This is a genomic window from Microcella sp. (assembly GCF_046296455.1).
Lineage (GTDB): Bacteria > Actinomycetota > Actinomycetes > Actinomycetales > Microbacteriaceae > Microcella.
This window is the reverse complement of sequence record NZ_JBKBLF010000022.1, coordinates 1-23,696: the sequence shown is the minus strand read 5'-3', so window position 1 is coordinate 23,696 and position 23,696 is coordinate 1. Positions and strand designations below refer to the sequence as shown.

20 protein-coding genes and 1 tRNA gene are annotated in these 23,696 nt (G+C 71.0%); 6 read left to right on the top strand and 15 right to left on the bottom strand.

Annotated features, from left to right (window positions below):
* Positions 1–58 precede the first annotated feature (58 nt).
* Both otsB and otsA read right to left on the bottom strand, forming a co-directional pair.
* A complete protein-coding gene (otsB, locus tag ACK4HH_RS10875) occupies positions 59–898 on the bottom strand; it encodes a trehalose-phosphatase (protein ID WP_409651640.1) in 840 nt (279 codons plus the stop codon).
* The gene (otsA, locus tag ACK4HH_RS10870) at positions 895–2,325 is read right to left on the bottom strand and encodes an alpha,alpha-trehalose-phosphate synthase (UDP-forming) (RefSeq protein ID WP_409651637.1); all 1,431 of its coding nucleotides are present in this window, start codon (positions 2,323–2,325) and stop codon (positions 895–897) included. Before otsA ends, otsB begins: the two co-directional genes overlap by 4 nt.
* Before the next feature lie 198 nt (positions 2,326–2,523).
* On the opposite strand from otsA, the gene ACK4HH_RS10865 reads away from it, so the two are divergent.
* Positions 2,524–3,399 carry a sugar phosphate isomerase/epimerase family protein gene (locus ACK4HH_RS10865; protein ID WP_409651635.1) on the top strand — a complete coding sequence of 292 codons (876 nt, stop codon included), beginning with the start codon at positions 2,524–2,526 and terminating at the stop codon, positions 3,397–3,399.
* Here ACK4HH_RS10865 and ACK4HH_RS10860 read toward each other — a convergent pair.
* The 5 genes from ACK4HH_RS10860 to ACK4HH_RS10840 form a co-directional block, all read right to left on the bottom strand.
* A complete protein-coding gene (locus tag ACK4HH_RS10860; RefSeq protein ID WP_409651669.1) occupies positions 3,392–4,114 on the bottom strand; it encodes a FadR/GntR family transcriptional regulator in 723 nt (240 codons plus the stop codon). The genes ACK4HH_RS10865 and ACK4HH_RS10860 overlap by 8 nt on opposite strands.
* A gap of 94 nt (positions 4,115–4,208) precedes the next feature.
* A complete protein-coding gene (locus ACK4HH_RS10855) occupies positions 4,209–4,997 on the bottom strand; it encodes a 3-oxoacyl-ACP reductase (RefSeq protein ID WP_409651633.1) in 789 nt (262 codons plus the stop codon).
* A 16-nt stretch (positions 4,998–5,013) separates the two neighbouring features.
* On the bottom strand, positions 5,014–6,372 hold the full coding sequence (locus ACK4HH_RS10850; protein WP_409651630.1) for an aldehyde dehydrogenase family protein: 1,359 nt from the start codon (positions 6,370–6,372) through the stop codon (positions 5,014–5,016).
* A complete protein-coding gene (locus ACK4HH_RS10845) occupies positions 6,369–7,139 on the bottom strand; it encodes a gamma-glutamyl-gamma-aminobutyrate hydrolase family protein (RefSeq protein ID WP_409651628.1) in 771 nt (256 codons plus the stop codon). The genes ACK4HH_RS10850 and ACK4HH_RS10845 overlap by 4 nt, the downstream gene beginning before the upstream one ends.
* Positions 7,120–8,499: a glutamine synthetase family protein gene (locus ACK4HH_RS10840; protein ID WP_409651626.1), complete on the bottom strand. Its 1,380-nt coding sequence runs from the start codon at positions 8,497–8,499 to the stop codon at positions 7,120–7,122. Before ACK4HH_RS10840 ends, ACK4HH_RS10845 begins: the two co-directional genes overlap by 20 nt.
* A 190-nt stretch (positions 8,500–8,689) precedes the next feature.
* On the opposite strand from ACK4HH_RS10840, the gene ACK4HH_RS10835 reads away from it, so the two are divergent.
* The gene (locus tag ACK4HH_RS10835; protein ID WP_409651623.1) at positions 8,690–10,204 is read left to right on the top strand and encodes an amino acid permease; all 1,515 of its coding nucleotides are present in this window, start codon (positions 8,690–8,692) and stop codon (positions 10,202–10,204) included.
* A gap of 156 nt (positions 10,205–10,360) precedes the next feature.
* Here the strand turns inward: ACK4HH_RS10835 and ACK4HH_RS10830 are convergent, their stop codons facing one another.
* From ACK4HH_RS10830 to ACK4HH_RS10820, 3 genes are read right to left on the bottom strand one after another with little or no spacing between them, the layout of a single operon-like run.
* Positions 10,361–12,226 (bottom strand): YhgE/Pip family protein, encoded by a 1,866-nt coding sequence (locus tag ACK4HH_RS10830; protein ID WP_409651621.1) that lies wholly within the window; start codon positions 12,224–12,226, stop codon positions 10,361–10,363.
* Entirely contained in the window at positions 12,223–15,084 is a 2,862-nt protein-coding gene (locus ACK4HH_RS10825) for an MMPL family transporter (RefSeq protein ID WP_409651618.1), read from the bottom strand. The genes ACK4HH_RS10830 and ACK4HH_RS10825 overlap by 4 nt, the downstream gene beginning before the upstream one ends.
* Before the next feature lie 11 nt (positions 15,085–15,095).
* The gene (locus ACK4HH_RS10820; RefSeq protein WP_409651615.1) at positions 15,096–15,653 is read right to left on the bottom strand and encodes a TetR/AcrR family transcriptional regulator; all 558 of its coding nucleotides are present in this window, start codon (positions 15,651–15,653) and stop codon (positions 15,096–15,098) included.
* 146 nt (positions 15,654–15,799) lie between these two features.
* Here ACK4HH_RS10820 and ACK4HH_RS10815 point away from each other — a divergent pair, with 146 nt between their 5' ends.
* Complete coding sequence (locus tag ACK4HH_RS10815) at positions 15,800–15,997, top strand: hypothetical protein (RefSeq protein ID WP_409651612.1); 198 nt, start codon at positions 15,800–15,802, stop codon at positions 15,995–15,997.
* 151 nt (positions 15,998–16,148) lie between these two features.
* Positions 16,149–17,843 (top strand): hypothetical protein, encoded by a 1,695-nt coding sequence (locus tag ACK4HH_RS10810; protein WP_409651609.1) that lies wholly within the window; start codon positions 16,149–16,151, stop codon positions 17,841–17,843.
* An 82-nt stretch (positions 17,844–17,925) separates the two neighbouring features.
* Here the strand turns inward: ACK4HH_RS10810 and ACK4HH_RS10805 are convergent, their stop codons facing one another.
* The 3 genes from ACK4HH_RS10805 to ACK4HH_RS10795 form a co-directional block, all read right to left on the bottom strand.
* Complete coding sequence (locus ACK4HH_RS10805) at positions 17,926–18,537, bottom strand: LysE family translocator (protein ID WP_409651607.1); 612 nt, start codon at positions 18,535–18,537, stop codon at positions 17,926–17,928.
* Positions 18,538–18,565: 28 nt separating this feature from the next.
* Positions 18,566–20,179 carry an L-lactate permease gene (locus tag ACK4HH_RS10800; RefSeq protein WP_409651604.1) on the bottom strand — a complete coding sequence of 538 codons (1,614 nt, stop codon included), beginning with the start codon at positions 20,177–20,179 and terminating at the stop codon, positions 18,566–18,568.
* 186 nt (positions 20,180–20,365) lie between these two features.
* A tRNA-Lys gene (locus ACK4HH_RS10795) sits at positions 20,366–20,438 on the bottom strand.
* A 140-nt stretch (positions 20,439–20,578) separates the two neighbouring features.
* On the opposite strand from ACK4HH_RS10795, the gene bcp reads away from it, so the two are divergent.
* Complete coding sequence (bcp, locus tag ACK4HH_RS10790) at positions 20,579–21,052, top strand: thioredoxin-dependent thiol peroxidase (RefSeq protein ID WP_409651602.1); 474 nt, start codon at positions 20,579–20,581, stop codon at positions 21,050–21,052.
* Positions 21,053–21,136: 84 nt separating this feature from the next.
* On the opposite strand, the gene ACK4HH_RS10785 is transcribed toward bcp, so the two are convergent.
* On the bottom strand, positions 21,137–21,529 hold the full coding sequence (locus ACK4HH_RS10785) for a hypothetical protein (RefSeq protein ID WP_409651599.1): 393 nt from the start codon (positions 21,527–21,529) through the stop codon (positions 21,137–21,139).
* 202 nt (positions 21,530–21,731) lie between these two features.
* Here ACK4HH_RS10785 and ACK4HH_RS10780 point away from each other — a divergent pair, with 202 nt between their 5' ends.
* Positions 21,732–21,980, top strand: coding sequence for a WhiB family transcriptional regulator (locus tag ACK4HH_RS10780; protein WP_047562402.1), 249 nt, complete (start codon positions 21,732–21,734; stop codon positions 21,978–21,980).
* Between the two features lie 80 nt (positions 21,981–22,060).
* Here ACK4HH_RS10780 and ACK4HH_RS10775 read toward each other — a convergent pair whose 3' ends face one another.
* Positions 22,061–23,563, bottom strand: a complete 1,503-nt coding sequence (locus ACK4HH_RS10775) for a sensor histidine kinase (protein ID WP_409651596.1) — start codon at positions 23,561–23,563, stop codon at positions 22,061–22,063.
* Positions 23,564–23,696: the final 133 nt, after the last annotated feature.

Sequence of the window (23,696 nt, the reverse complement as noted above, 5' to 3'; positions counted from 1 at the left end):
GCGTCACGGCGCGATCGCCGGATGCCCTCAGTCTACCGAGCGCTGTCGCGCTCGACTCTCAGCAAGCGGACCGCCGAGTCGCCAGGTGCTGCAGCACGAGCGCCATCGCCGCGGGGCCGTCGACGCGATGCGGGGCGACCGTGGCGGCAGCGCCCACCTTGATGCCGACGTCGTCGGGCCCCAGCACCGCGAGGGCGTCTTCATCGGTCACGTCGTCGCCCGCGAACAGCACGGCGTCGGGGGCGAACCGCTCGCGGAGGGCACGCAGCCCGTCGCCCTTCGTGGCGTCGCGCACCGAGAACTCGACGACGTTCTTGCCGTCGCGCACGGTCAGCCCCGGGTCGACCTCGCACGCCGTCGAGCGCACGGCCGCCGCGAGCCGGGATGCGAGCGCGGGCTCGACGAGGCGCAAGTGCACCGCGAAGCCCGCGGGCTTGTGCTCGATCCAGGCCCCCTCGGTCGCCACCACGATCGGCTCGAGCCGCGAGCGCAGGGCGACCACGCGGGCACGATCGGTGTCGTCGATGGCGGGAGGGGCATCCCCCGCTGCGAAGCGCACTTCGAGGCCGTGCGAGCCGACGAGCGGCGCATCGTCGGGCAGCGCGCCGACCGCGGCGAGACTCTCGAGGGCGCGGCCCGAGACGAGGGCGACGGTCGTGCCGGGTCGTGCCCGCAGGCGCAGCAGCGCCTCGTGCGCGGCGGGCAGCGCGCGCGCCGACTCGGGGTCGTCGACCTCGGGGGCGAGGGTGCCGTCGAAGTCGAGCGCCACGAGCACGCGCTCGCGCGCGGCGAAGGCATCGAGCGCGGCGAGCAAGGCAGGGTCGAGCGCGGTGTGCAGCGCGGAGTCGACGGCGGAGTCCGCGGCGCTCCCCGCGTCGGGCGATGGTTCGCGGGTCACCGGGCGTCCGAGTGGTGGTTGGCGTGCCGCAGCGTGTCGAGGAACGTGTTCGACCAGCGGGCCACGTCGTTGTCGCGCACGCGGCGGCGTAGCGCGCGCATGCGGGTCGTGCGCTCGCGCTGCGGCATGCGCACGGCCGCGACCATCGCCTCTTTCAGGCCGTCGATGTCGTGCGGGTTCACGAGCAGCGCGTTCTTGAGCTCGTCAGCAGCCCCCGCGAACTCGCTCAGCACGAGCACGCCGTCTTCGTCGAGGCGGCACGCCACGTACTCTTTCGCCACGAGGTTCATGCCGTCGCGCAGCGCCGTCACGAGCATGACGTCGGCGGCGAGGTAGAGCGCCACCATCTCGTCGCGCGGGTAGCCGTGGTGCAGGTAGGCGACAGCGCTGTGGCTGATCGTGGCGTATGTGCCGTTGAGGCGCCCGACCGTCAGCTCGATCTCGTCGCGCAGCTGCATGTAAGCGGCGACGCGCTCGCGACTCGGGCTCGCCACCTGCACGAGCACCGCATCCCCCACCGAGAGGGTGCCGTCGCGCAGCATCTCGCCGAAGGCCTTGAGGCGGTGCCGGATGCCCTTCGTGTAGTCGAGGCGGTCGACGCCGAGCATGATCGTCGAGGGGTTGCCGAGGTCGGCGCGAATCTGCCGCGCGCGGTCTTGCACCTCGGGCCGGCGGGCGATCTCTTCGAAGCTCTCGACGTCGATCGAGATCGGGAAGGCCTTCGCGATGACCGAGCGATGACCCCCGAGCCCGTCGGGAACGCGGATCTCGGGCGTGCGCGTGGCGTAGCCGAAGAGGCGCCGCACGGCGCGCGAGAAGTTGCCGGCGTCGGCGACGCGCTGAAACCCGATGACGTCGGCCCCGAGCAGGCCCTCGATGACCTGCTTGCGCCACGGCAGCTGCGCATAGATGCCGTAGGGCGGGAAGGGGATGTGGTTGAAGAAGCCGATCGTCAGGTCGGGACGCTGCTCGCGCAGCATGCGCGGTACGAGCTGCAGCTGATAGTCCTGCACCCACACCGTGGCGCCGGGGGCCGCGACGCGCGCGCTCGCGTCAGCGAAGCGCTGGTTGACCTCGACGTACGCCTCCCACCACTCGCGGTGAAAGCTGGGCGGCGCGATGACGTCGTGGTACAGCGGCCAGAGCGTGTCGTTGCTGAAGCCCTCGTAGTAGTACTCGATCTCGAGCGGGCTCAACGGCACGGGCACGAGCATCGCGTCGTCCGACACGAAGGGCTCGAGCTCCAGGTCGGGCTGGCCGGCCCAGCCGACCCAGGCGCCCTGCGAGGCGCGCATGACGGGTTCGAGCGCCGTCACGAGCCCGCCAGGCGAGCGCTGCCAGCGCGCCGTGCCGTCGGGGTCGACCACGCGGTCGACGGGAAGTCGGTTCGAAACCACGACGAAGTCGTAGTGGGTGCTGTCGGTCATGTCGCTCGCTCGTCTCCGGTGGTGCGATCCGGGGGGAATCGTCGGTGCGGGGCTGTCCGGCTTCCTCCACGGTATCAGCCGAGTCTCAGAGCGTTCCCAGCGTCACGAGCGGCCCGCGACCCACGGTTCGACGGCTCGTCACGCGACGTTCACCCTCTCCTTCGCCGACCTCGCGGCGGGCCGACGTACAGTGGCGACGTGATCCGCATCGGCATGGGAACCACGAGCGTGCTGCCCCGGCGCCTGCACGACGCCTTCCGGCTGGCCGCAGAGGCCGGCTACGACGGCGTCGAGATCATGGTCACGAGCGACCGCGACACGTACGACCCCCGCGTCATCGGCGCGCTGAGCGAGCGGTTCGGGATGCCCGTGCTCAGCATCCACGCCCCCGTGCTGTTCTTCAGCACCTTCGTGTTCGGCCGCAACCCGCGCGTCAAGCTCGAGCGCAGCCTGGCCCTCGCGCGCGAGGTGGGAGCCGCCACGGTCGTCGTGCATCCGCCGTACCGCTGGCAGCGCCGCACGGCCGCGGGCTTCGTCGGCACCGTGCGCGAGCTGCAGGCCGCGACGGGCGTGACGATCGCGGTCGAGAACATGTTTCCGCTGCGGGTGCGCGGGCGCGATCGGCACCCCTATGCGCCGCACTGGAACCCGGGCTCGCTCGACGTCGCGGCGCTCACGCTCGACTTCTCGCACGCCGCCCTCGCGGGCGTGAGTGCGCTCGACCTGGCCGGGCAGTGGGGCGACCGCCTCCGGCACGTGCACCTGTGCGACGGTTCGAGCACCGAACCAAGCGCGCGCGTGCTCGACGAGCACCTCGTGCCCGGGCGCGGCGCGCAGCCCGTCGGCGAGGTGCTCGCGCTGCTCGCGCGCCGGGGCTTCGACGGCGCCCTCATCGCCGAGATCAACTCGCGCGCGTGCGGCTCCGACGACGCGCGGCGGCTCGCCTGGCTGCGCGAGTCGCTCGAGTTCGCGCGACGCCACACCGCCCTCGACCGCGGGCACGACGGCGCGGTGGATGCCGCGGCACACCGCACAGCGAATCGCGACGTCGCCGAGCGCCAGCGCGCTAGCTGAGAAAGGCCCGCAGCAGCGACTGCGAGCCCTCGATGTGTTCGGCCATGGCGCTCGCCGCCCGATCGGCGTCGCCAATGAGCACGGCCCACACGATCTGCTCGTGCTGCTGGTCGGAGTGCGCGATATTGGGGGCGAGCAGCGGGATGCGGTCGAGCAGCCGGTTGACGCTCATGCGGTTCTCGGCGATGAGCGAGACGAGGCTCGGGCTGCCCGAGAGCTCGGCGATCGTCAGATGCAGCCGCGAGTCGAGGCGTCGGTAGTCGGCGGGGTCGGCGGCCGCGAGCTCGCTCAGGCGCTGGTGCAGCGATTCGCGCTCGAGGGCCGTCAGCGTGCGCCCGGCCGCGGCGCGCGCGGCGCCCACCTCGAGCACCGCGCGCAGGGTGAGGATGTCGTCGAGCTCGTCGGCCGTCGTCTCGGCGGCGGGCTCGCCGCCCGCGAGGGGCAGCGGGTCGCACACGAAGGTTCCGCCATAGCGCCCGCGCCGCGACTCGAGGTAGCCGGCCTCGGCGAGCGAGCGGATCGCCTCGCGCACGGTGTCACGGCTGACCTCGAATCGCGCGGCGAGCTCGCGCTCGGGGGCGAGGGCCTCGCCCGGGCCGACGAGCCCCAGGCGGATGAGCTGCAGCAGGCGCGCCAGAGTCTCTTCGAAGGCGTTGCCCCCGCGCACGGGGCGCGAGAGCGCCTCGTGCGCGAGCGACTCGGGCGGCTCGCCCATCGACGCACCGGCGACGACGGACGCGCCGGGACGGTCGGGCGCAGGCTCGCCGAGCCGCTGCACCGCCTCGCCGCCCCCCGCCATGATCGCGACCCTACAGCGGCGTGACGTAGGCGCCGCTGATACCGCCGTCGACGAGGAAGGTCGACGCCGTGATGAACGAGGCGTCGTCGCTCGCGAGGAAGGCGACCGCCGCGGCGAGCTCTTCGGCCTCGGCGAAGCGGCCCTTCGGAATGTGCACGAGGCGGCGCTGCGCGCGCTCGGGGTCTTTCGCGAAGAGCTCTTGCAGCAGGGGCGTGTTGACGGGCCCGGGGCACAGCGCGTTGACGCGGATGCCCTGGCGCGCGAACTGCACGCCGAGCTCGCGCGTCATGGCGAGCACGCCGCCCTTGCTCGCGGTGTACGAGATCTGGCTCGTCGCGCTGCCCATGACGGCGACGAAGCTCGCCGTGTTGATGATCGAGCCCGACTGCTGGGCGACCATGTGGCGCAGCGCGGCGCGCGAGCACAGGTAGACGCTCTTGAGGTTCACCTCTTGCACCTTGTCCCACGCGGGCAGCTCGGTGGTCTCGATCGAGTCGTCGTCGGGCGGCGAGATGCCCGCGTTGTTGAAGGCGATGTCGAGCGAACCGTAGGTGGCCTGCGCGGTGTCGAACAGGTGATTGACCTCGGCCTCGTCGGTCACGTTGACCTTCACGAACAGGCCGCCGACCTCGGCCGCGGCGGCCTCGCCCGACTCAGGGTTCATATCGCCGATGACGACCGTGGCGCCCTCGGCGGCGAAGCGGCGGGCGGTGGCGAGGCCGATGCCGCTCGCGCCGCCCGTGATGACGGCGACCTTGCCTGCTAGCCGCCGGGTCAGGTCGATGGGAGTGATGGTCATGATGCGGGCTCCTGTCTTAGCCGTGGGAGAAGAAGACGTTCTTGGTCTCGGTGAAGGCGAGCGGAGCATCCGGGCCCAGCTCGCGCCCGAGCCCGCTCTGCTTGAACCCGCCGAAGGGGGTCGCGTACCGCACGCTCGAGTGCGAGTTGACGCTCAGCGCGCCGCTCTCGACGCCGCGGGCGACGCGGATGCCGCGGCCGAGGTCGCGCGTCCAGATCGAGCCCGAGAGGCCGAAGATCGAGTCGTTCGCGAGCGCGATGGCGTCGGCCTCGTCGTCGAAGGGCAGCACCGAGACGACGGGGCCGAAGATCTCGTCGCGCGCGACGCGGTCGTCGCGGTTGGGCAGCAGCACGGTCGGGGCCATCCAGTAGCCGGCCCCCTCGGGCGCGGTGCCCGTGAAGGCGACGGGCACACTGCCGTCGAGAAAGGCCGCGACGTTCTCGAAGTGCCCCTTCGACACGAGCGGGCCCATCTCGGTCGACTCGTCGTTCGGGTCGCCGACGCGGAACCCCCGCACGGCGGGCTCGAGCAGTTCGAGAAAGCGGTCGAGCACGCTGCGCTGCACGAGCAGGCGCGAGCGCGCGCAGCAGTCCTGCCCCGCGTTGTCGAAGACCGACCCGGGGGCGCCGGATGCCGCTGCCTCGAGATCGGCGTCGGCGAAGACGATGTTCGCGCTCTTGCCGCCGAGCTCGAGCGTGACAGGTTTAACCTGCGCCGCGCATCCGGCCATGACGTGCTTGCCGACCTCGGTCGAGCCCGTGAACACGACCTTGCGCACCTGCTCGTGCGTGACGAAGCGGTCGCCGACGACCGAGCCACGACCCGGCAGCACCTGGAAGAGGTGCTCGGGCAGGCCCGACTCGAGGGCGAGCTCGCCGAGGCGGATCGCCGTGAGCGGCGTCCAGTCGGCGGGCTTGAGCAGCACGGCGTTGCCCGCGGCGAGCGCCGGCGCGAAGCCCCAGCCCGCGATCGGCATGGGGAAGTTCCAGGGCACGATGACGCCGACGACGCCGAGCGGCTCGTGGAAGGTGACGTCGAGGCCGCCCGCAACGGGGATCTGCTGCCCGATCATGCGCTCGGGGGCGCCGCTGTAGTAGTCGAGCACATCGCGCACGTTGCCCGCCTCCCAGCGGGCGGCGCCGATCGGGTGGCCCGAGTTGCGCACCTCGAGCTGCGCGAGCTCCTCGATGTGCGCGTCGACCGTCGCAGCGAAGCGCCGCAGTGCCCGCGCGCGGTCGACGGGGGCGAGCGCGGCCCACGCGCGCTGGGCGACGACGGCGCGCGCGACGGCCGCGTCGACCTCCTCGAGCGTCGTGTGCCGCACGGTGCCGATGACCGTCTCGTCGGCCGGGTTGATAAGGGTGGTCTCGCTCATGCGCGGGCCTTCCGGTGCTGGCGGTACTCGTGGGCGGCCTCGACGAGCGCCGCGAAGAGGCGGGCGTCCTCGGCCGCCGACTCTTCGGGGTGCCACTGCACCGCGACGCCGAAGGTCAGGGCGTCGACGTCGACAGCCTGGATGACGCCGTCGTCGCCGCGCGCGCTCACGGTCAGGCCGGGGGCGACCTCGTCGAGCGCCTGGTGGTGGTAGCTCTGCACGGTCACGGCGTCGCCGAGCAGGGCGGCCGTGCGGGTGCCCGGCACCGTGACCGCGGGGTTCGGAGTGAAGACCCCGCCCCCGGCGTTGTACCGCGTCGAGCCGATCGCGTCGGGCAGGTGCTGGATGAGGGTGCCGCCGAGCGTCGTGTTGAGCACCTGCATGCCGCGGCAGATGCCGAGGAACGGGATGTCGCGCGCGATCGCCCGCTGCAGCAGCGCGTCTTCGAGCGCGTCGCGGTCGAGGCGGGGCTCGTCGTTCGTCGGGTGCGGCTGCTGCCCGTACCGGCGGGAGTCGACATCCTTGCCGCCCGTGATGATGAGCCCGTCGAGCCCGTCGAGGATGGCATCGGCGCCCGCGGCGTCGATCGGTTGCGGCGGGATCAGCACCGCGAGGCCGCCTCCGCGCGCGACGGCGTCGAAGTAGACCTTCGGCAGGAACGCGGCGGGAACATCCCACACCCCGCTCTTCGTCTGCTCGAGGTAGGTGGTGAGGCCGATGACGGGCCGGGGCGCGGCCCCCGTCGGCTCAGAAGCGCTCGAAGCCACGGATGCGCTCCCAATCGGTGATCGCGGCGTCGAAGGCCGACAGCTCGACCGACGCCATGTTGAGGTAGTGCGCCATGACCTCGTCGCCGAACGCGGCGCGCGCGAGCTCGGAGCCCGCGAACAGCTCGGCCGCGTCGCGCAGAGTCGAGGGCACGCGCGGCAGGTCGGCGGCGTAGGCGTTGCCCTCGAAGATCGGGGGCAGTTCGAGCTGGTTCTCGATGCCGTGCAGGCCCGCGGCGATGATCGCCGCCGTCGCGAGGTAGGGGTTGACGTCGCCGCCGGGCACGCGGTTCTCGATGCGCAGGCTGTGGCCCTGCCCGACGACGCGCAGCGCGCACGTGCGGTTGTCGACCCCCCAGGCGATGCCCGTGGGCGCGAAGCTGCCGGGCACGTAGCGCTTGTACGAGTTGATCGTGGGCGCGAAGAACAAGCTGAGCTCGCGCATGGCGGCGAGCTGGCCGGCGAGCCAGTGCTCCATCAGACGCGAGAAGCCGTGCGCGCCGTCGCCCGCCATGACGGCCGAGCCGTCGGTGCCCCGCACGCTCAAGTGGATGTGGCAGCTGTTGCCCTCGCGCTCGTTGAACTTGGCCATGAAGGTGAGGGCCTTGCCGTGAGCGTCGGCGATCTCTTTCGCGCCGTTCTTGTAGATGACGTGGTTGTCGCACGTGGCGAGGGCGTGGGCGTAGCGGAAGGCGATCTCTTGCTGCCCGAGGTTGCACTCGCCCTTGACGCCCTCGCAGTACATGCCGGCGCCGTCCATGCCGTTGCGAATGTCGCGCAGCAGCGGCTCCATGCGCGTCGAGGCAAGCAGGGCGTAGTCGATGTTGTAGTCGCTCGCCGGGGTGAGGTTGTCGTAGCCCTTGGCCCAGGCCTGGCGGTAGGTCTCGTCGAAGACGATGAACTCGAGCTCGGTGCCGACGTAGGGCACGAGGCCGTGCTCGGCGAGCCGGTCGAGCTGGTGCTGCAAGATCTGGCGCGGGCTCGGGGCCACCGGGCCGCCGTCAATGCGCCGCAGGTCGGCGATGACGAGCGCGGTCGCGGTTAGCCAGGGGATGCGCCGCAGCGTGCCGAGGTCGGGCTGCATGACCATGTCGCCGTAGCCGGTCTGCCACGACGAGAGCGCATAGCCCTCGACCGTGTTCATCTCGACGTCGACCGCGAGCAGGTAGTTGCAGCACTCGGCGCCGTGCGCGGCGACCTCTTCGCGAAAGAGTCGCGCCGAGACGCGCTTGCCGACGAGTCGTCCCTGCATGTCGGCGAAGGCGACGATGACGGTGTCGATCTCGCCCGCATCGATGAGCCCCTCGAGCTCGGCGATCGTCAGGTTTCCGGAGCGGACCGTCGACGGCGCTGCAGACATGGGGCCTCCCTTGGCTCGAGTGTCGACCATTAGTACCACAGCGCCCGCGGGCCGAGTTCGAACACGACCAGAATTCTCGATTCCAATGGTAGACAGCGCCCACCTTTGGGGCCATGCTCAGTTGCCAAGGCGCAGTGCGGCGTCATCGCCGCTGCGTCGACCCATCCCCACCACCCCCCAGGAGGAATGAATGGCGGAAACAACCAAGGCGACCGGCGGTGTCTCGTACACCGCTGTCGACCAGTCGTACTTCGAGAAGCGCGGACTGCGCCGCTCGGCCGGAGTCTGGGGCCTGTGGGGCCTCGCGGTCGCCGCGGTCATCTCCGGCGACTTCTCGGGGTGGAACTTCGGCATTGACTTCGCGGGCTTCGGCGGCATGCTCATTGCCTTCGTCGTGCTCGTCGTCATGTACTACGGCCTGACCTTCTCGATCAGCGAGATGTCGGCCGCCATGCCGCACACCGGCGGCGCCTACTCGTTCGCCCGCTCGGCAATGGGCCCGTGGGGCGGACTCATTACTGGAGCCGCAGAGACGATCGAGTACGTTGCGACCACGGCCGTCGTCGTGTTCTTCTCGGCCCAGTACCTCGACGGCGTCACGAGCGGCCTGTTGAACTTCTCGCTCGCCGAGTCGGGCAACATGTGGATCTGGTGGATCGTGCTGTACGTCGCGTTCGTCGCCCTGAACGCCGCCGGCGCGCACATCTCGTTCCGGTTCGCAATCGTCGTGTCGATCATCGCGATCGGCATCATCCTGGTGTTCTCGGTCATGGCGCTCGCCTCGGGCCTGTTCTCGTTCGACAAGCTGTGGGACATGGCGCCGAACCCCGACGTCGCTGGCGCCACGACCTTCCTGCCCGAGGGCTGGCTCGCGATCCTCTTCGCCCTGCCGTTCGCCATGTGGTTCTTCCTCGGCATCGAAGAGCTGCCGCTCGCGGCGGAGGAGTCGCACACCCCGGAGAAAGACATCCCCCGCGCCGGCGTCATCGCGCGCGGCACGCTCATCGTCACCGGTGTGCTCGTGCTCTTCCTCAACACGGGCGTGCTCGGCGCCGAAGCGACGGGCGTCTCGCTCGAACCGCTGCTCGACGGCTTCCGGGCCATCGTCGGCGACGAGCTCGCGGCCCTGCTGGCGATCTTCGCCCTTATCGGCCTGCTGGCCTCGCTGCACGGCATCATGTTCGCCTACGGGCGCAACATGTACTCGCTGTCGCGGGCGGGCTACTACCCGAAGTTCCTGTCGCTCACCGGCAAGAACCAGACCCCGTGGGTCGCGCTGACCGTCGGCGCCGTCATCGGCTTCGTCGCGATCGTCGTGCTCGACCTGCTCGGTCGGGCCGACCCGGAGGGCCTCGGCGCGGTGGCCGGTGCGATCATCCTGAACATCGCCGTCTGGGGCGCCGTCGTGGCGTACTTCTTGCAGATGGTGTCGTTCCTCATCCTGCGTCGCAAGTTCCCCGACGCGAACCGCCCGTACAAGAGCCCCTGGGGCACGTTCGGCGCCTACAGCGCCGCGGCGATCGCCGCTCTGGTCTTCGTGGGTCTGCTCATCAACCCGGCCTTCCAGGCGGCCATCGTGGCGATCATCATCGTCTACGTGCTGATCCTGGTCGGCTTCGGGCTGCACTACCGCAAGCAGCTCGTGCTGTCTCCTGAAGAGGAGTACGCCATGAGCGGCGGAACGCACGAGCTCACCAAGGAGTGATGCTCGACTAGCACGACCGGCGCGGGTCGCGGGCTTCGAGCTCGCGGCCCGCGCTGCTGTCAGCGCTGCTGTCAGCGCTGCTGTCAGCGCTGCTGTCAGCGCTGCTGTCAGCGCTGCTGTCTGCTGCGGGATGCTCGCGCCGAGCATCCCGCGCCATCACGCGGTGGCCGGCACGAGGTTCGGGGCGAAGGCCGCCAGGGCATCCCGTCGTCGCGCGCGCCCCGCGGCGAGGCGCGCGACGAGCAGCGAGACCCCGCCCAGCAGCGCCATGACGCCGACGGCCGCGACAATGCGCACGGGGTCTCCCCCGGCGAACAGCGCCTGCATGCCGTCGACCGCATAGGTGAGGGGCAGCACAGCGCTCAGCGCGGGGAACGGGTCGGCGAGCGCCGCGATGGGGATGAGGCCGCCCGTCGCCACGATCTGCACGGCGAGCAGCAGCAGCGAGACGACGAGCCCGGCGCGCCCGAGGGTGAGCGTGAGCGCCGCGTGCAGCGCCGTGAAGGCGAGCGCGATGATGCTCGTGAGCGCGAGGGTGGCGGGCAGCAGCGCGAGGTCGATGCCGCTCACGGCATGCACGAGCACCGTCACGAGCGCGGCCTGCGCGAGGGCGATGAGCGAGGCGCGACCGATCGCGCGGCGCACGATGATGCCGCCCGCCGCCGAGGTGCCGATGACACCGCGCGCCGCGGGGCGCAGGGCCAAGAAGGTCGCAAGCGCGCCGATCCAGAGCCCGATGGGCACGAGCGTCTCGGCGATGACCGAGCCGACGCCGTCGACGGCGTTGACGCGCGTCGACTCCACGACCACGGGCTCGCTCGCGACACTGCTGTCACCAGACTCGGGCACCTGACCGGCCCCCGCCGAGAGCCCCGTCGCGAGCTCGTCGACGCCCGAGGCGAGCGATTCGGCACCCGAGGTGATCTCAGACGTACCGCCCGCGAGCGCGCCGAGCCCCCCGGCGAGGTCGGCCGCGCCCGAGCGCAGCGCGGGCCCTCCGGCAGAGAGTGCCGCCGCTCCACTCGCGCTCTGCGCGATGCCCGACTGGATTCCGTCGAGGCCGCCGTTGAGGGGCGGGATGACGGCGGAGGCCGTTCCCGCCAGCACCTGCGCATCGGTGACGGCATCGAGCAGCGCCTGCTGGTCGGCCGGGCTCAGGTTCGAGGCCGCGATCGCGGGGGCCAGCGCGGCGAGGTCGGCGGCGAGCGATCCCGCGCTCGACGGGATGCCTGCCGCGGCCTGCTGCAGCGGATCGAGCTGCCGGGCTCCGGCCCGCAGCTCGCCGAGACCGCTCGAGAGGCTGCTGACGCCGTTCGTGTACTCGCCGAGACCTGCCGAAAGGGCGCGCGCACCGCTCGCGGAGGCGCTCGCGCCAGCACTGAGCTCGCCGATTCCCGCACTGAGCTCGCTCGCCCCGTCGCCCAGTTGCGTCGCACCGTCGGCGGCCTCATCGAGCGCGGCGCCCAGTTCGCCGAGCCCTGCGGTGAGCCCGTCGAGGTACTGCGCCGTGATGGCCGCACCGAACTGCTGCGCGAGGCCGCTGCCGACAGCCTGCACCACCGATCCGGCCAAGTAGCTGTGCGCGTCGTCGGTCTCGATCTCGAGCTGCGCCTGCACAGGGTCGGGGCTGCCGATCGTCAGCAGCGAGGCCGAGAAGTCGCTCGGGATGCTGAGCACCGCGTATACCTCACCGCGCTCCAGGGCGGCGGCCGCTTCGTCGGCGCTCGTGACCCGCCAGTCGAAGCCCGTGTCGTCGCCGCCCGTGAGCTCGGTGACGAGCTGGCGGCCCGCGAACACGATCTGCTCTTCGCCGTCGGCATCGGTCGTCGTCAGCAGCTCGTCGTTGTTGACGACGGCGGCGGGGATGCGCTCGAGCGCGCTCGACTCGCTGCCGACGGCGGCGAGCGCGATGCCGACGAGGGCGAGGGGCACGGCGACGGCTGCGGCCATCGTGAGCCAGCGGCGCAGTCGGCCGCGGTGCGCGAGCGGTGTCGGGGTCAGGTCGGGGCTGGCGGCGGTCATGCGCCGCTCCTTTCGGTGAGGGCGGATGCGGAATCGAGCTGCACGCTGACCGCTCCCGCGGCGGCCGGGCTGCCGGGCTCGCGGCCCCACAGCCGCACGACAGGCGCGGGGGCGAGGCGCTGCACGAGCGCATCGAGCAGAGCGATGTCGTCGGCCGAGAGCGCATCGTCACGGTGGTCGAGCACGATCACGGGGGTCGCGTCGAGCGTCGAGACCGCCGCGAGCACGAGCGCGCGACGACGGGAGTCGAGCGTCGCGACCGCGGTCTCGGGGTCGGCGACGCCAAGGGGGTCGACACCGAGCGCGGTGAGCGCCGCCGCGAGGCGGGCGATCCAGCGCCGGGTTCGGCGCAGGCCGCGCGGGTAGCCGGCCGCGAGCGCGATGCGCTCGCTCACGAGCGCGGCGATCGTCACGGTCGGCGCGAGCCGGTCGCCGCTCACGTCGACGAGCGTCACGCGCCGCGAGGCGCGTCCGGCTTCGGAGGGGAGCACGGCATCGGCGACGACCGCGCGGCCCGAGCGCGGCGGCAGATACCCCGCGAGCGTCGCGCCCACGAGCCGCCGCAGCGGGCCGTCGGCGACGACATCGATGCGCTGACCGGGGGCGGCCACGAGCGTGAGCTCCGCATCCGTGCCGGCGAGGCCGAGGCGATCGGCCACGATGACGGCGTCGCCCTGCTCGGCCGCCCACGCGCGGTGGTCGCGGTGATGGCGCAGCTTCTCGCCTTCGACGTCGAGGTCGGGCAGGGTGCGGTCGAGCGAGCGCGGGAACCACCAGGCGGCGCGACCGAAGAGCGCCATGAGCGCGGGGCCGAGCGTCATGCGCACGACGAAGGCGTCGATCGCGATGCCGACCGCGAGGCTCAGGGCGATGGGCTTGATGAGGCCCGATCCCTCCGGCACGAAGGCCGCAAAGACGAAGAACATGATGAGCGCCGCGGCCGTGACGACGCGCGCGCCGTTCGCGAAGCCGTCTTCGATCGAGCGGCGCGGCTCGCCCGTGCGCACGAACTCCTCGCGCATGCCCGAGACGAGGAAGACCTCGTAGTCCATGGCGAGCCCGAACAGCACGGCCATGAGGATGATCGGCATGAAGCTCAGGATCGGTCCGGGCTCGGCGTGCAGCAGCTCGGCGCCCCAGCCCCACTGGAAGACCGCGACCGTCACGCCCATGGCGCTGCCGACCGAGAGCAGGAAGCCCAGGGCGGCCTTGACGGGCACGAGCACCGAGCGGAACACGGCCATGAGCAGCACGACCGACAGCCCGACGACGACGAGCCCGAACGGCACGAGCGCGGCCGTGAGCCGCGTCGAGATGTCGATGCCGACCGCCGTCACACCCGTGACAGCGAGCGGCGTGCCGAACTCGGCCTCGATGGCGTCGCCCGCGGCGCGCAGCTCGGCGACGACGAGCTTCGTAGCCGGGTCGTCGGGTGCGGTCTCAGGCGCCACCTGAAAGATCGCCGTCTCGAGCCCGGGCGAGGGGATGCCGGGGCTCACGCTCGCGACGCCCTCGACCTGCTCGAGCTCGGCGCGCACGGCCTCGAGGTCGTCGAGGATGTCGGTGGTCTGCGTGATGTCGAGCGTCACGAGCAGGGGGCCCGCGGTGCCGGGCCCGAAGGCGTCGGCGATGATGTCGTAGGCCTCGCGCTGCGTCGACCCGGCGGGCTCGCTGCCGCCGTCGGGCAGGTTGAGATCGAGCGAGAAGGCCGGGATCGAGAGCACGCCGAGCACGGCCACGACCGAGATGCTCGTGAGCACGGGGCGCTTCATGACCCCGCGCACCCAGCGGCGGCCCATCGTCGGAGCGGTCGAGGCGTCGGGATGCGCGCGCTTCCACGCCCGCGAGCCCTCGCGCGGCACGAGCTTCGCGCCCGCGACGCCGAGCAGGGCGGGCAGCAGCGTGACCGCCGCGGCGATCGCGATGAGCACGGCGAAGGCCGCGCCCACGCCCATGACTGAGAGGAAGGGCACGCCGACGACGAGCAGGCCGAGCAGCGCGATGATGACGGTCGCGCCCGCGAACACGACGGCGCTGCCGGCGGTGCCGACCGCGACGGCGGCCGATTCGGCCGGGTGCATGCCGCGCGCGAGCTGCCCGCGGTGCCGCGACAGGATGAAGAGGGCGTAGTCGATGCCGACCGCGAGGCCGATCATGACGGCGAGCAGGGGCGCCGAGCTCGAGACGGGCAAGAACGCCGCGAGCCCGAGGATCGCGCCGACGACAATGCCGACGCCGATGATCGCGGTCGCGAGCGGCATCCAGGCCGCCCGCAGCGAGCCGAACGTGATGATGAGCACGGCACCGGCGAAGAGCACGCCGAGCACCTCGCTGATCGTCAGGCCGACCGTCGTGTCTTGAAAGACCTGGCCGGCGAACTCGACGCGCACGTCGACCGTCTCGGCCGTCGCGACGAGGGCCGCGATCGTCTCCTCCGAGATGTCAGACGAGGCCCCGTCGAGCTGCACGCGCACGATCGCCACGGTCTCGTCGTCGCTCACCTGCCCGTCGGCGAACTCGTCGAAGGGGCCGAGCACCGAGTCGACGCCGTCGACGCCCACGAGGGCGCGCTCGAGGGTGTCGATGTCGTCGCGGATGCCCGCATCCGTCACCGACGCGCCCTCGGGGGCCACGACTACGGCCTGGGCGCTCGCGCCCGACACGGCCGGGAAGAGCGCGTCGAGCTGGTCGAGCGCCACCTGCGACTCGGTGCCGGGGATGCTGAAGGTCTCGTCGGTCTGCCCGCCGAGCGCGAGCCCACCGCCGATCGCCGCGGCGAACGCGAGCAGCCACGCGACTATCACGAGCCGGGCGCGACGGTAGGAGAACCGGCCGAGCCGGTAGAGCAGCGTGGCCATCGATGGCCTCCTTAGGGGGTGCGGGAGTCGGCGGGCACGAGCAGGTCGTGCAGGATCTCGATCAGTGCAGAGCGCACCTCGTCGATCGGGATCTCGCCGTTGAGTCCCAGTCGATCGGCGGCCGCCAGCGTGTAGGCGACACCGCCGAACGCCACGCCGAAGCGCAGCTTCTCGATGGTCGAGCCGCTCGCGAGCCGAAAGAGCTCGGCGACGCGGCGCATGAGTTCGGTGGCCCGGTGCATGACGGGCACGTCGTCGAGGGTGGCCCCCTGGTTGATGACGAGCGGCACGACCTGGCTGTGCAGCAGCAGCAGGTCGACGAAGCGCTCGACGAAGTCGGCGCGTCGCAGGCCCCCGTGGTCTTCGAGCGGAAGGATCAGCTGCTCGAGGTCGTCGAGCGCGGGGCTCACGATCTCGGCGAGCAGCTGCTCTTTCGAGGCGAAGTGGTACAGCACGCTCGCCTTCGAGGTGCCCGCCAGGTCGGCGATGCGCTGCAGCGAGGTCGCCGCGTACCCGGCCGCGGCGAACTCCGCGAGCGCGACAGCGCGAAGCTGATCATGCAGAGACATGCCTCTACGGTACTGACCGATCGGCCAGCGCTCTGACCAGTCGGTCAGTTTCGAAGGATGCTCTGGGCAGGGTCACAGACTCCGTGTCACGCCGCCCCTCCCTCGGGCCCCAGCCGCTAGCGTGGAGTCGAACCCAGGGAGGCCGCATGCGCAGGTACATCTTCAACGGAGCCGTCATCGGCGCCGCGTTCTCGGCCGTCGGGGTCATCAACGCGACGCGCACCGGTCCGCGCGACTGGCGGCTCGCGCTCATGTGGGTGAGCTGGGGCATCAACGTCGCGATCGCGGTCGGCACCGTGATCGAGGAGAACCGCGAGAGCGGCCCGCTCGAACTCGACGACTAGGGCCCTCGCCCGCATGTTCGCGAAACGAACATGAGAGGGTGTCATCCCCCGTTCTGGGTGTCTTTGGTCCCTAGCGACCGCAATCCCGCGAGAGCACACTGTGCGTGAATCGGCGAATCCGGTTCACCAACACTCGTGAGGAGTCCACCCCATGAACAAGAGATCCCGCGCGGCCATCGCGCTCACCGTCGGGGCCGCCCTGGCCGTCGGCCCCGCACTCTCCGCTCAGGCGGCCAGCTCGAGCATCACCAATGGAGGGTTCGAGGCTGACGCGATCGGCTCGACGAGCGTCACGGGCTGGACCGCCATCACCCAGGCGATCGACCTGGGCGTCTCGTCGATCGCGGGCTGCACGACGGTCGATACCTCTGACTACACGAACCTGCGCGAGTACGCCGACGAGGCCGAAGCCGTGTGGGATCGCACGTACGCGAACGTGCCCGATCTCGACTCGGACCACTACTACGTGCACGACGCCTTCACCGGCGACCCGATCACGATCCTCGGCGACCGCCTCGTCTGGAACGACTGGGACGGCTTCTACCTGCTCGAGGTGGCGATGGAGCCCGTCGGCGAGCCCGACTTCTCGTTCTCGAGCGTGACCGACCCCGGCGAGGGCGACCCCGCCCCGGAGCCCGAGCCAGCCCCCGAGACCGAACCGGCACCGCAGCCGGAGGAGACGACGCCGGTCGACCCGGAGCCGTCTGAGCCAGCGCCCAGCGAGCCGGCGCCCAGCGAGCCGACCCCCGCTGACCCCGCTCCTTCTGAGCCCGCGCCCAGCGAGCCCGCGCCGAGCGACCCGGCTCCCGAGAACGAGCCGGAGCCGGTCAGCCCGGTCGAGGCCCTCTACAGCTACCTCGGTGAGTGGGATTGGAGCATCGACCAATGGAACGCCTTCGACGCGGCGGAAAGCCTCATCCCCGACCCGTCCGAGCGCGGCGACACGCCCGCCTACGCGGGTCTTGACGAGGAGTCGTACGAGATCTCGATCGTCGACGGTGCCGATGTCGACCGCGAGGGCAAGGTGCTCGAGCTCTCGAGCGACCTCGGGGGCGACTTCGACGGCTACGTCATCCACGGCCCCGCGATCGTCAGCGCTCCGTTCACGGTGCCCGCCGGTCGGCAGATCAGCCTCGACTGGAAGGCGGTCGACGACAGCGACGACTTCCACGTCTTCGGCTACCTGCTCAACACGAGCACGTGCGCGCAGACCGAGGTCATCGACGCCACCGGCGAGCTGCAGGACTGGACGACGACATCGGTCGAGATCCCGTCGGCCGGCACGTACCGGTTCGTCTTCGTCTCGGGCAGCTACGACAAGAGCTGGGGCGGCGCGGCCGGTGCCTACATGTACATCGACAACATCGTGCAGACGGCCGTCTTCTCGAGCCCCGGAGTCGAGGTCTCGCTCGCCGCGGGCGTCGGCGACTACCTGCCGGGTAGCGACGTCTCGGTGTCGGGCGGCGGGCTCGAGCCCGAGTCGGCCTACGACCTCGTGCTGCGCTCCACGCCCGTCACCGTGACGCAGGGCACGACCGATCTCGACGGCCGTTTCGTGCAGGTCGTGTCGCTTCCCGAGAACATCCCGCCGGGAGCCCACACGATCACGCTCACCGGCCAGGGCCCCTCGGGTCCGTTGACCGAGGTCGTGTACATCACGGTCGGCTCCGACGGCACCCTGCTCTACCTGTCCACCGAGGGGCCGCAGCCCGCGCTCGCCATGACCGGTCCTGCCGAGAACGCCGGCATCACGGGGCTCGCCCTGCTGCTCGTGCTCACGGGCGCCGCGGCCGTCGAGCTCGAACGGCGGCGTCGCAGCCCGTTCAGCGCGGTCTACGTGCGGTAGGGCATCCCGCACCCGAAGCCCCGTCGTCGACGCGAGTCGGCGGCGGGGCTTCGCCCGTTGCCGCCGTGGCCGCCCCGCGCGGTCAGAGCTGCCAGGGCAGCAGCAGCCCGATCACGATGAAGAGCCCGCCCGTGGCGCGGTTGAACCAGCGCCCCGCCCGCGCGAGCAGAGGCTGCAGCGACTGCGAGAGCGCCGCCACCACGAGCTCGAACACGATCTCGATAACGATGAAGGTGCTCGCCATGATTACGAACTGCAGACCCAGGTCGCGCTGCGGGTCGATGAACTGGGGCAGGAAGGCGACGAAGAAGAGGATGCCCTTCGGATTCGTCGCCGCCGCCAGCAGGCCCTGCTGGAACAGCGACCATGCCGAGGCGCTCGGCCGATCGCCGCCGGTCGACACGGCGATCGCTGGAGCCCGCCAGACCTGCACGCCAAGAAAGACGAGGTAAGCACCGCCCACCCACTTGAGCACCGTGAGCATGTCGGGAACGACGAGCAGCAGGGCGCCGATGCCGAACATCGAGACGGCGATGACGACGAGAAAGCCGAGCGCCCCGCCGAGCACAGTGAAGACCGTGCGGCGCACCCCGTAGATCGCCCCGTGGGTGAGGGCGAGCAGCCCGTTCGGCCCGGGGGTGAACGAGAGGCCGATGGCGGCGACCAAGAAGATCAGCCAGGTGTCGATGCTCACGGCACCATCCTGCCGCGCCGGCGATCGGTCAGGGCACCATCCAGCCGAGCGCGGCGGGGATCGACTGCAGCACGATGAGCACGGTGATGAGCGCGAGCAGCCCGAGGCTCCACGGCAGCAGCCTGCGCAGCAGCGTGCCCTCCGAGCCGACCAAGCCGACCGCCGCGGCCGCGACCGCCAGGTTCTGCACCGAGAGCATCTTGCCGAGCACGCCCGCCGACGAGTTGGCGGCCGCCATGAGCACGGGCGGCAGCCCCACTTGCTCGGCCGCGGCCACCTGCATGGGGCCGAAGAGCACGTTCGACGAGGTGTCTGAGCCTGTGAGCGCCACACCGATCCAGCCGATGATGGGCGAGAGCACGACGAAGAATCCGCCCGCGGAGGCGAGCGCGACGCCGAGCGAGGTCGCTTGGCCCGAGAGGTTCATGACGAACGAGAGGCCGAGCACGGCAGTGACGGTGACGATCGTCCAGCGCAACTGGTGCAGCGTGGCGCCGTAGGCGGCGACGCCCGTGCGGGGCACGATGCGGTAGACCGCCGCGGTGATGAGCCCCGAGATCAGCAGCAGGGTGCCGGTGGCCCCGAGCGTGTCGAGGTGGAACTGCTGCGCTCTGGCCGGCACCCCCGCCGCCGTGACGACATCGAGCCCCGGCCAGGCGAACGTCAGGCTGAGCGCGGCGAGGCCCTGCTTGAGGGCGGGAACCTGCGCGAGCGAGAAGACGGCCATGATGATGAGGTACGGCGCCACCGACATGAGCACCTCGCGCGCCGGCGGGCGCGGCACGGCCACCGCGTCGGTCGAGACCGCGCCCGAGATGCCGACGAGCTCGGCGGGCTGCCACACCCTCAGCATGAGCAGCACGGCCGCGATCGTCGCGACCGCCGCGACAACGTCGGTGAGCTCGACGGCGAAGTAGTTCGACGTGATGAACTGGGCCAGGCCGAACACGACACCCGCGACCAGGGCGACCGGCCACGTCTGCTTCAGGCCGCGGCGGCCATCCACGAGGAAGACGAGGATGAGCGGCACGAGCAGCGCCATGAAGGGCGTTTGGCGGCCCGCCATCGAGGCGAGATCCTGCAGCGGCAGGCCCGTCACGCCCGCGAGCGCGATGACGGGGGCGGCGAGAGCCCCGAACGCGACCGGGGCGGTGTTGGCGAGCAGCGAGACGAGCGCGGCCTTGAGCGGCGCCATGCCCGCCGCGAGCAGCATCGCCGCCGAGATGGCGACCGGGGCACCGAACCCTGCGAGCGATTCGAGCAGCGCCCCGAAGCAGAACGCGATGAGGATCGACAGGATGCGCAGATCGTCGCTCACCGAGCGGATCGTGCGGCCGAACACCTCGAACCAGCGCGTGACGGTCGTCAACCGGTAGACCCAGAGGGCGTTGACGAGAATCCAGAGGATGGGGAAGAGCCCGTAGAACACGCCCGCGGCGGCCGCGCTGAGGGCCTGCACGGGCGGCATGCTCCAGCCGATGATCGCGAGCGCGATCGAGAGCCCGAGCGCGGCGAGAGCGGCAAACGGCGCCCGCACCTTGAACACCCCCAGCAGCACGAACAGCAGCACGAGGGGCAGCGCGGCGGCGATCGCCGAGAGGGCGAGCGACCCGAACACGGGGGCGATGTCTTGCTCGAACACGGGTGGTGGCTCCGCTCGCGAGGGGTGGCGCGCCCGGCGGGCGCGGCCCCAGTCTGCGGGCGCAGCCGCCCGCGCGCACCTGCTTCGCGAGGATTCGTGACTTTGGTCCTGAGCGCGCCGGCGGGAACACCAGTGGCACCGGGAATGCGAAAGGCCCCGCGCTGGCGAGAGCTACGGGGCCGTTCGTACACCCCCCGGGACTTGAACCCGGAACCCACTGATTAAGAGTCAGTTGCTCTGCCAATTGAGCTAGAGGTGCGCAGCCCGTCGAGCGGGCCGAGAGGAAACACTACCACCCGCGCGACCACGGTCTCCACTCGGCGATCGCTCAGCCGTTGTGAGACGGATGTTCATACACTGTGCAGGTCGAGCACACGACACGACCAGGAGGAGCATCCCATGGCAGCGACCCGCCTCGAAGCCGGAGCCCCGGCCCCCGCGTTCACCCTCCCCGACAAAGACGGCGCGCACGTCTCGCTCGCCGACTACGCCGGCCAGAAGGTGGTGCTCTACTTCTACCCCGCGGCCAGCACGCCCGGCTGCACGACCCAGGCGTGCGACTTCCGCGACAACCTGGCGTCGCTGCAGGCCGCCGGCTACGTCGTGCTGGGCGTGTCGAAAGACGCTCCGGATGCGTTGCAGAAGTTCGCCGCCGACGAGCACCTGCCCTTCCCGCTGCTGAGCGATCCCGAGCTCACGGTGCACAACGCCTACGGCACCTACGGCGAGAAGTCGATGTACGGCAAGACGGTCATGGGGGTCATCCGCTCGACCTTCGTCATCGGTGAGGATGGCACGCTCGAGCACGCCCTCTACAACGTCAAGGCCACGGGCCACGTGGCGAGCCTGCGCAAGAAGCTCGGCCTCGACTAGCCCGCTTCTTCCCAGATCTGGGGCAAAAGGGCGCTTTCGCCGTCGCGGTGCGCCCTTTTGCCCCAGATCTGTGGGAGAACGGCGCTAGTCGCGCGCGTCGAGGTATCGCGTCACAGGCGTGCTGAGAATCAGCACGAGGCCGAGCACGGCCGTCGCGATGATCCACCAGCCGATGTCGGGGCGCGGAATGAACCCCTGAACGCTGCCGACCCCGATCGCGAGCTGCAGAAACTGGTAGGTCAGCACGCTCCCCCGCGTCCAGGCGCGACCGCGGTGCACCCCGACGGTCATGGCGACGAGCCACACGGCCAGCAGCAGCACGAGCACGACGAGCGCGATCGCCGTGGGAGGGAACTGCGCTTCGGCGAGCAGCAGTTCGATCACGAGAAAGCCCGTGATGCCGACGATGAGCGCCGTCTGGCCCGCGAGCAGAATGACGAGCAGGGTGACGAACGGCGAACGTCGGGTGTCTTCCATGCGAACCATCCCATGCGTACCTATTGATTTGACAACCAGCCTATGGGAACCTATACGAGGTTGATGTGACGCCTACAGAGCGGTGGGCGACGTTCCCAGAACCTTCTCTCTCACCGAAATCGTTGGTGCGAGCACCGACGATGTAGCGCGTCTGTCAACCTTCGGCGCGTGCTACCTGACCCACACAAAGGAGCACTTCCCCATGGATTGGCGCGACAAAGCAGCCTGCCTCACCGCTGACCCCGAGCTGTTCTTCCCGGTCGGCAACACCGGCCCCGCGGTCGACCAGATCGAGAAGGCGAAGGCTGTCTGCGGCCGCTGCTCGGTGACCGAGACCTGCCTGCAGTACGCCCTCGAGACGAACCAAGACTCGGGCGTCTGGGGCGGCCTCAGCGAAGACGAGCGCCGCGCCCTCAAGCGCCGCGCCGCTCGCGCGCGCCGCGCCTCCTAGCGCTCCGCTCGACCTCGCGCCCCGGCGCCGCATCCCTGCGATGCAGCGCCGGGGCGTTGTCATGCCCGGCGTCGACTCGGTCAGGAGCGGCGCTTGAGGTAGTGCAGCGGCACGTCGATCGTCACCTCGGTGCCCTCGCCCTCGAGGGTGTGCCAGTCGATCGTGCCGCCGAGCTCGCCCTGAATGAGGGTGCGCACGATCTGCGTGCCGAGGCCCGATCCCACCTTGCCCTCGGGCATGCCGCCGCCGTTGTCGCGCACCTTCACCGAGAGTGCCGTCTCGCTGCGTGAGGCGATGATCTCGACCTCGCCGTCGGGCCGCCCTTCGAGGCCGTGCTCGACGGCGTTCGTGACGAGCTCGGTGAGCGCGAGCGCGAGCGGCGTGGCGTACTCGCTCGGCAGGGTTCCGAAGCTGCCGGTCGAGGTCGGCCGCACGACGGTGTTGTGGCTCGAGGCGACCTCGGCGATGAGCATGAGCACGCGCGAGAACACCACGTCGAAGTCGACGTTCTGGTTGAGGCCTTCGCTGAGCGTGTCGTGCACGACGGCGATCGCGGCCACGCGACGCATGGCTTGCGTCAGAGCATCCCGTGTCGCGTCGGCGTGCGATCGACGGGCCTGGATGCGCAGCAGCGACGCGACCGTCTGCAGGTTGTTCTTCACCCGGTGGTGAATCTCGCGGATCGTCGCGTCTTTCGTGATGAGCTCGCGCTCCTGGTGCCGCACCTCGGTGACGTCGCGCACGAGGATGATGGCGCCGATCCGCCGCCCGTCGCGCAGCAGCGGGATCGTGCGCAGCGTCACGGTGACTCCGCGCGACTCGATGTCGGTGCGCCACGGCGCGCGGCCGGTGACGACGAGCGGCAGCGATTCGTCGACCTGCTGCGGGCGCCCGGTGAGCAGGCTCGTGGTGACGGTCGCGAGCGACTGCCCTTCGAGCTCGCCCGCGAAGCCCATGCGGTTGAAGGCGCTCAGGCCATTGGGGCTCGCAAAGGTGACGATGCCGTCGAGGTCGAGCCTGATGAGGCCGTCGCTCGCGCGCGGGGCGCCGCGGCGCGGACCGCTCGGGGCTGCAAGGTCGGGGAAGTCGCCGGCGGCGATCATGGCGAACAGGTCGTTGGCGCACTCGTTGAAGGTGAGCTCTTGCCGGCTCGGCATGCGCGCTTCGCTGAGGTTGGTGTGCCGCGTGATGATGGCGATGGGATGCTCGCTCACGCCCTTGCCGCCGCGCCCCGGTCGCCGCATGACGGGAACAGCCCGCACGCGCGTCGGCGTCTCCTCGTACCAGTCGGGCGCCGACGAGTCGACGATCTGCGCCGTCTCGGCGGCTTGCGTCACCTGGCGCCGCCACTCGGGCTTGACCTCCTGCCCCACGAAGTCGCGGTAGAACAGGGTGGCCGAGCTGCTGGGGCGCGCGTGGCCGACGGCGATGAAGCTGCCCGTGCGCGTGGGAACCCACAGCACGATGTCGGCGAAGGCGAGGTCGGCGATCAGCTGCCCCTCGGCGAGCAGCAGGTGCAGCCACTCGATGTCGACCTCGTCGGCATCGCCGTGCTCGTGCACCAGGTCTGAGAGCGTCGACACGCGTCCAGGCTAGTCGCTGCGCGCTGCGACGCGGCTCGGGCCGTGTCAGCCGGTGCGGCTGCCCACGAGGCGTCGTGCCCAGCGCGGGCCGGCGCCCGCCGCCGGTGCGCGCGCGAACCCGAGCCCGTCGGTG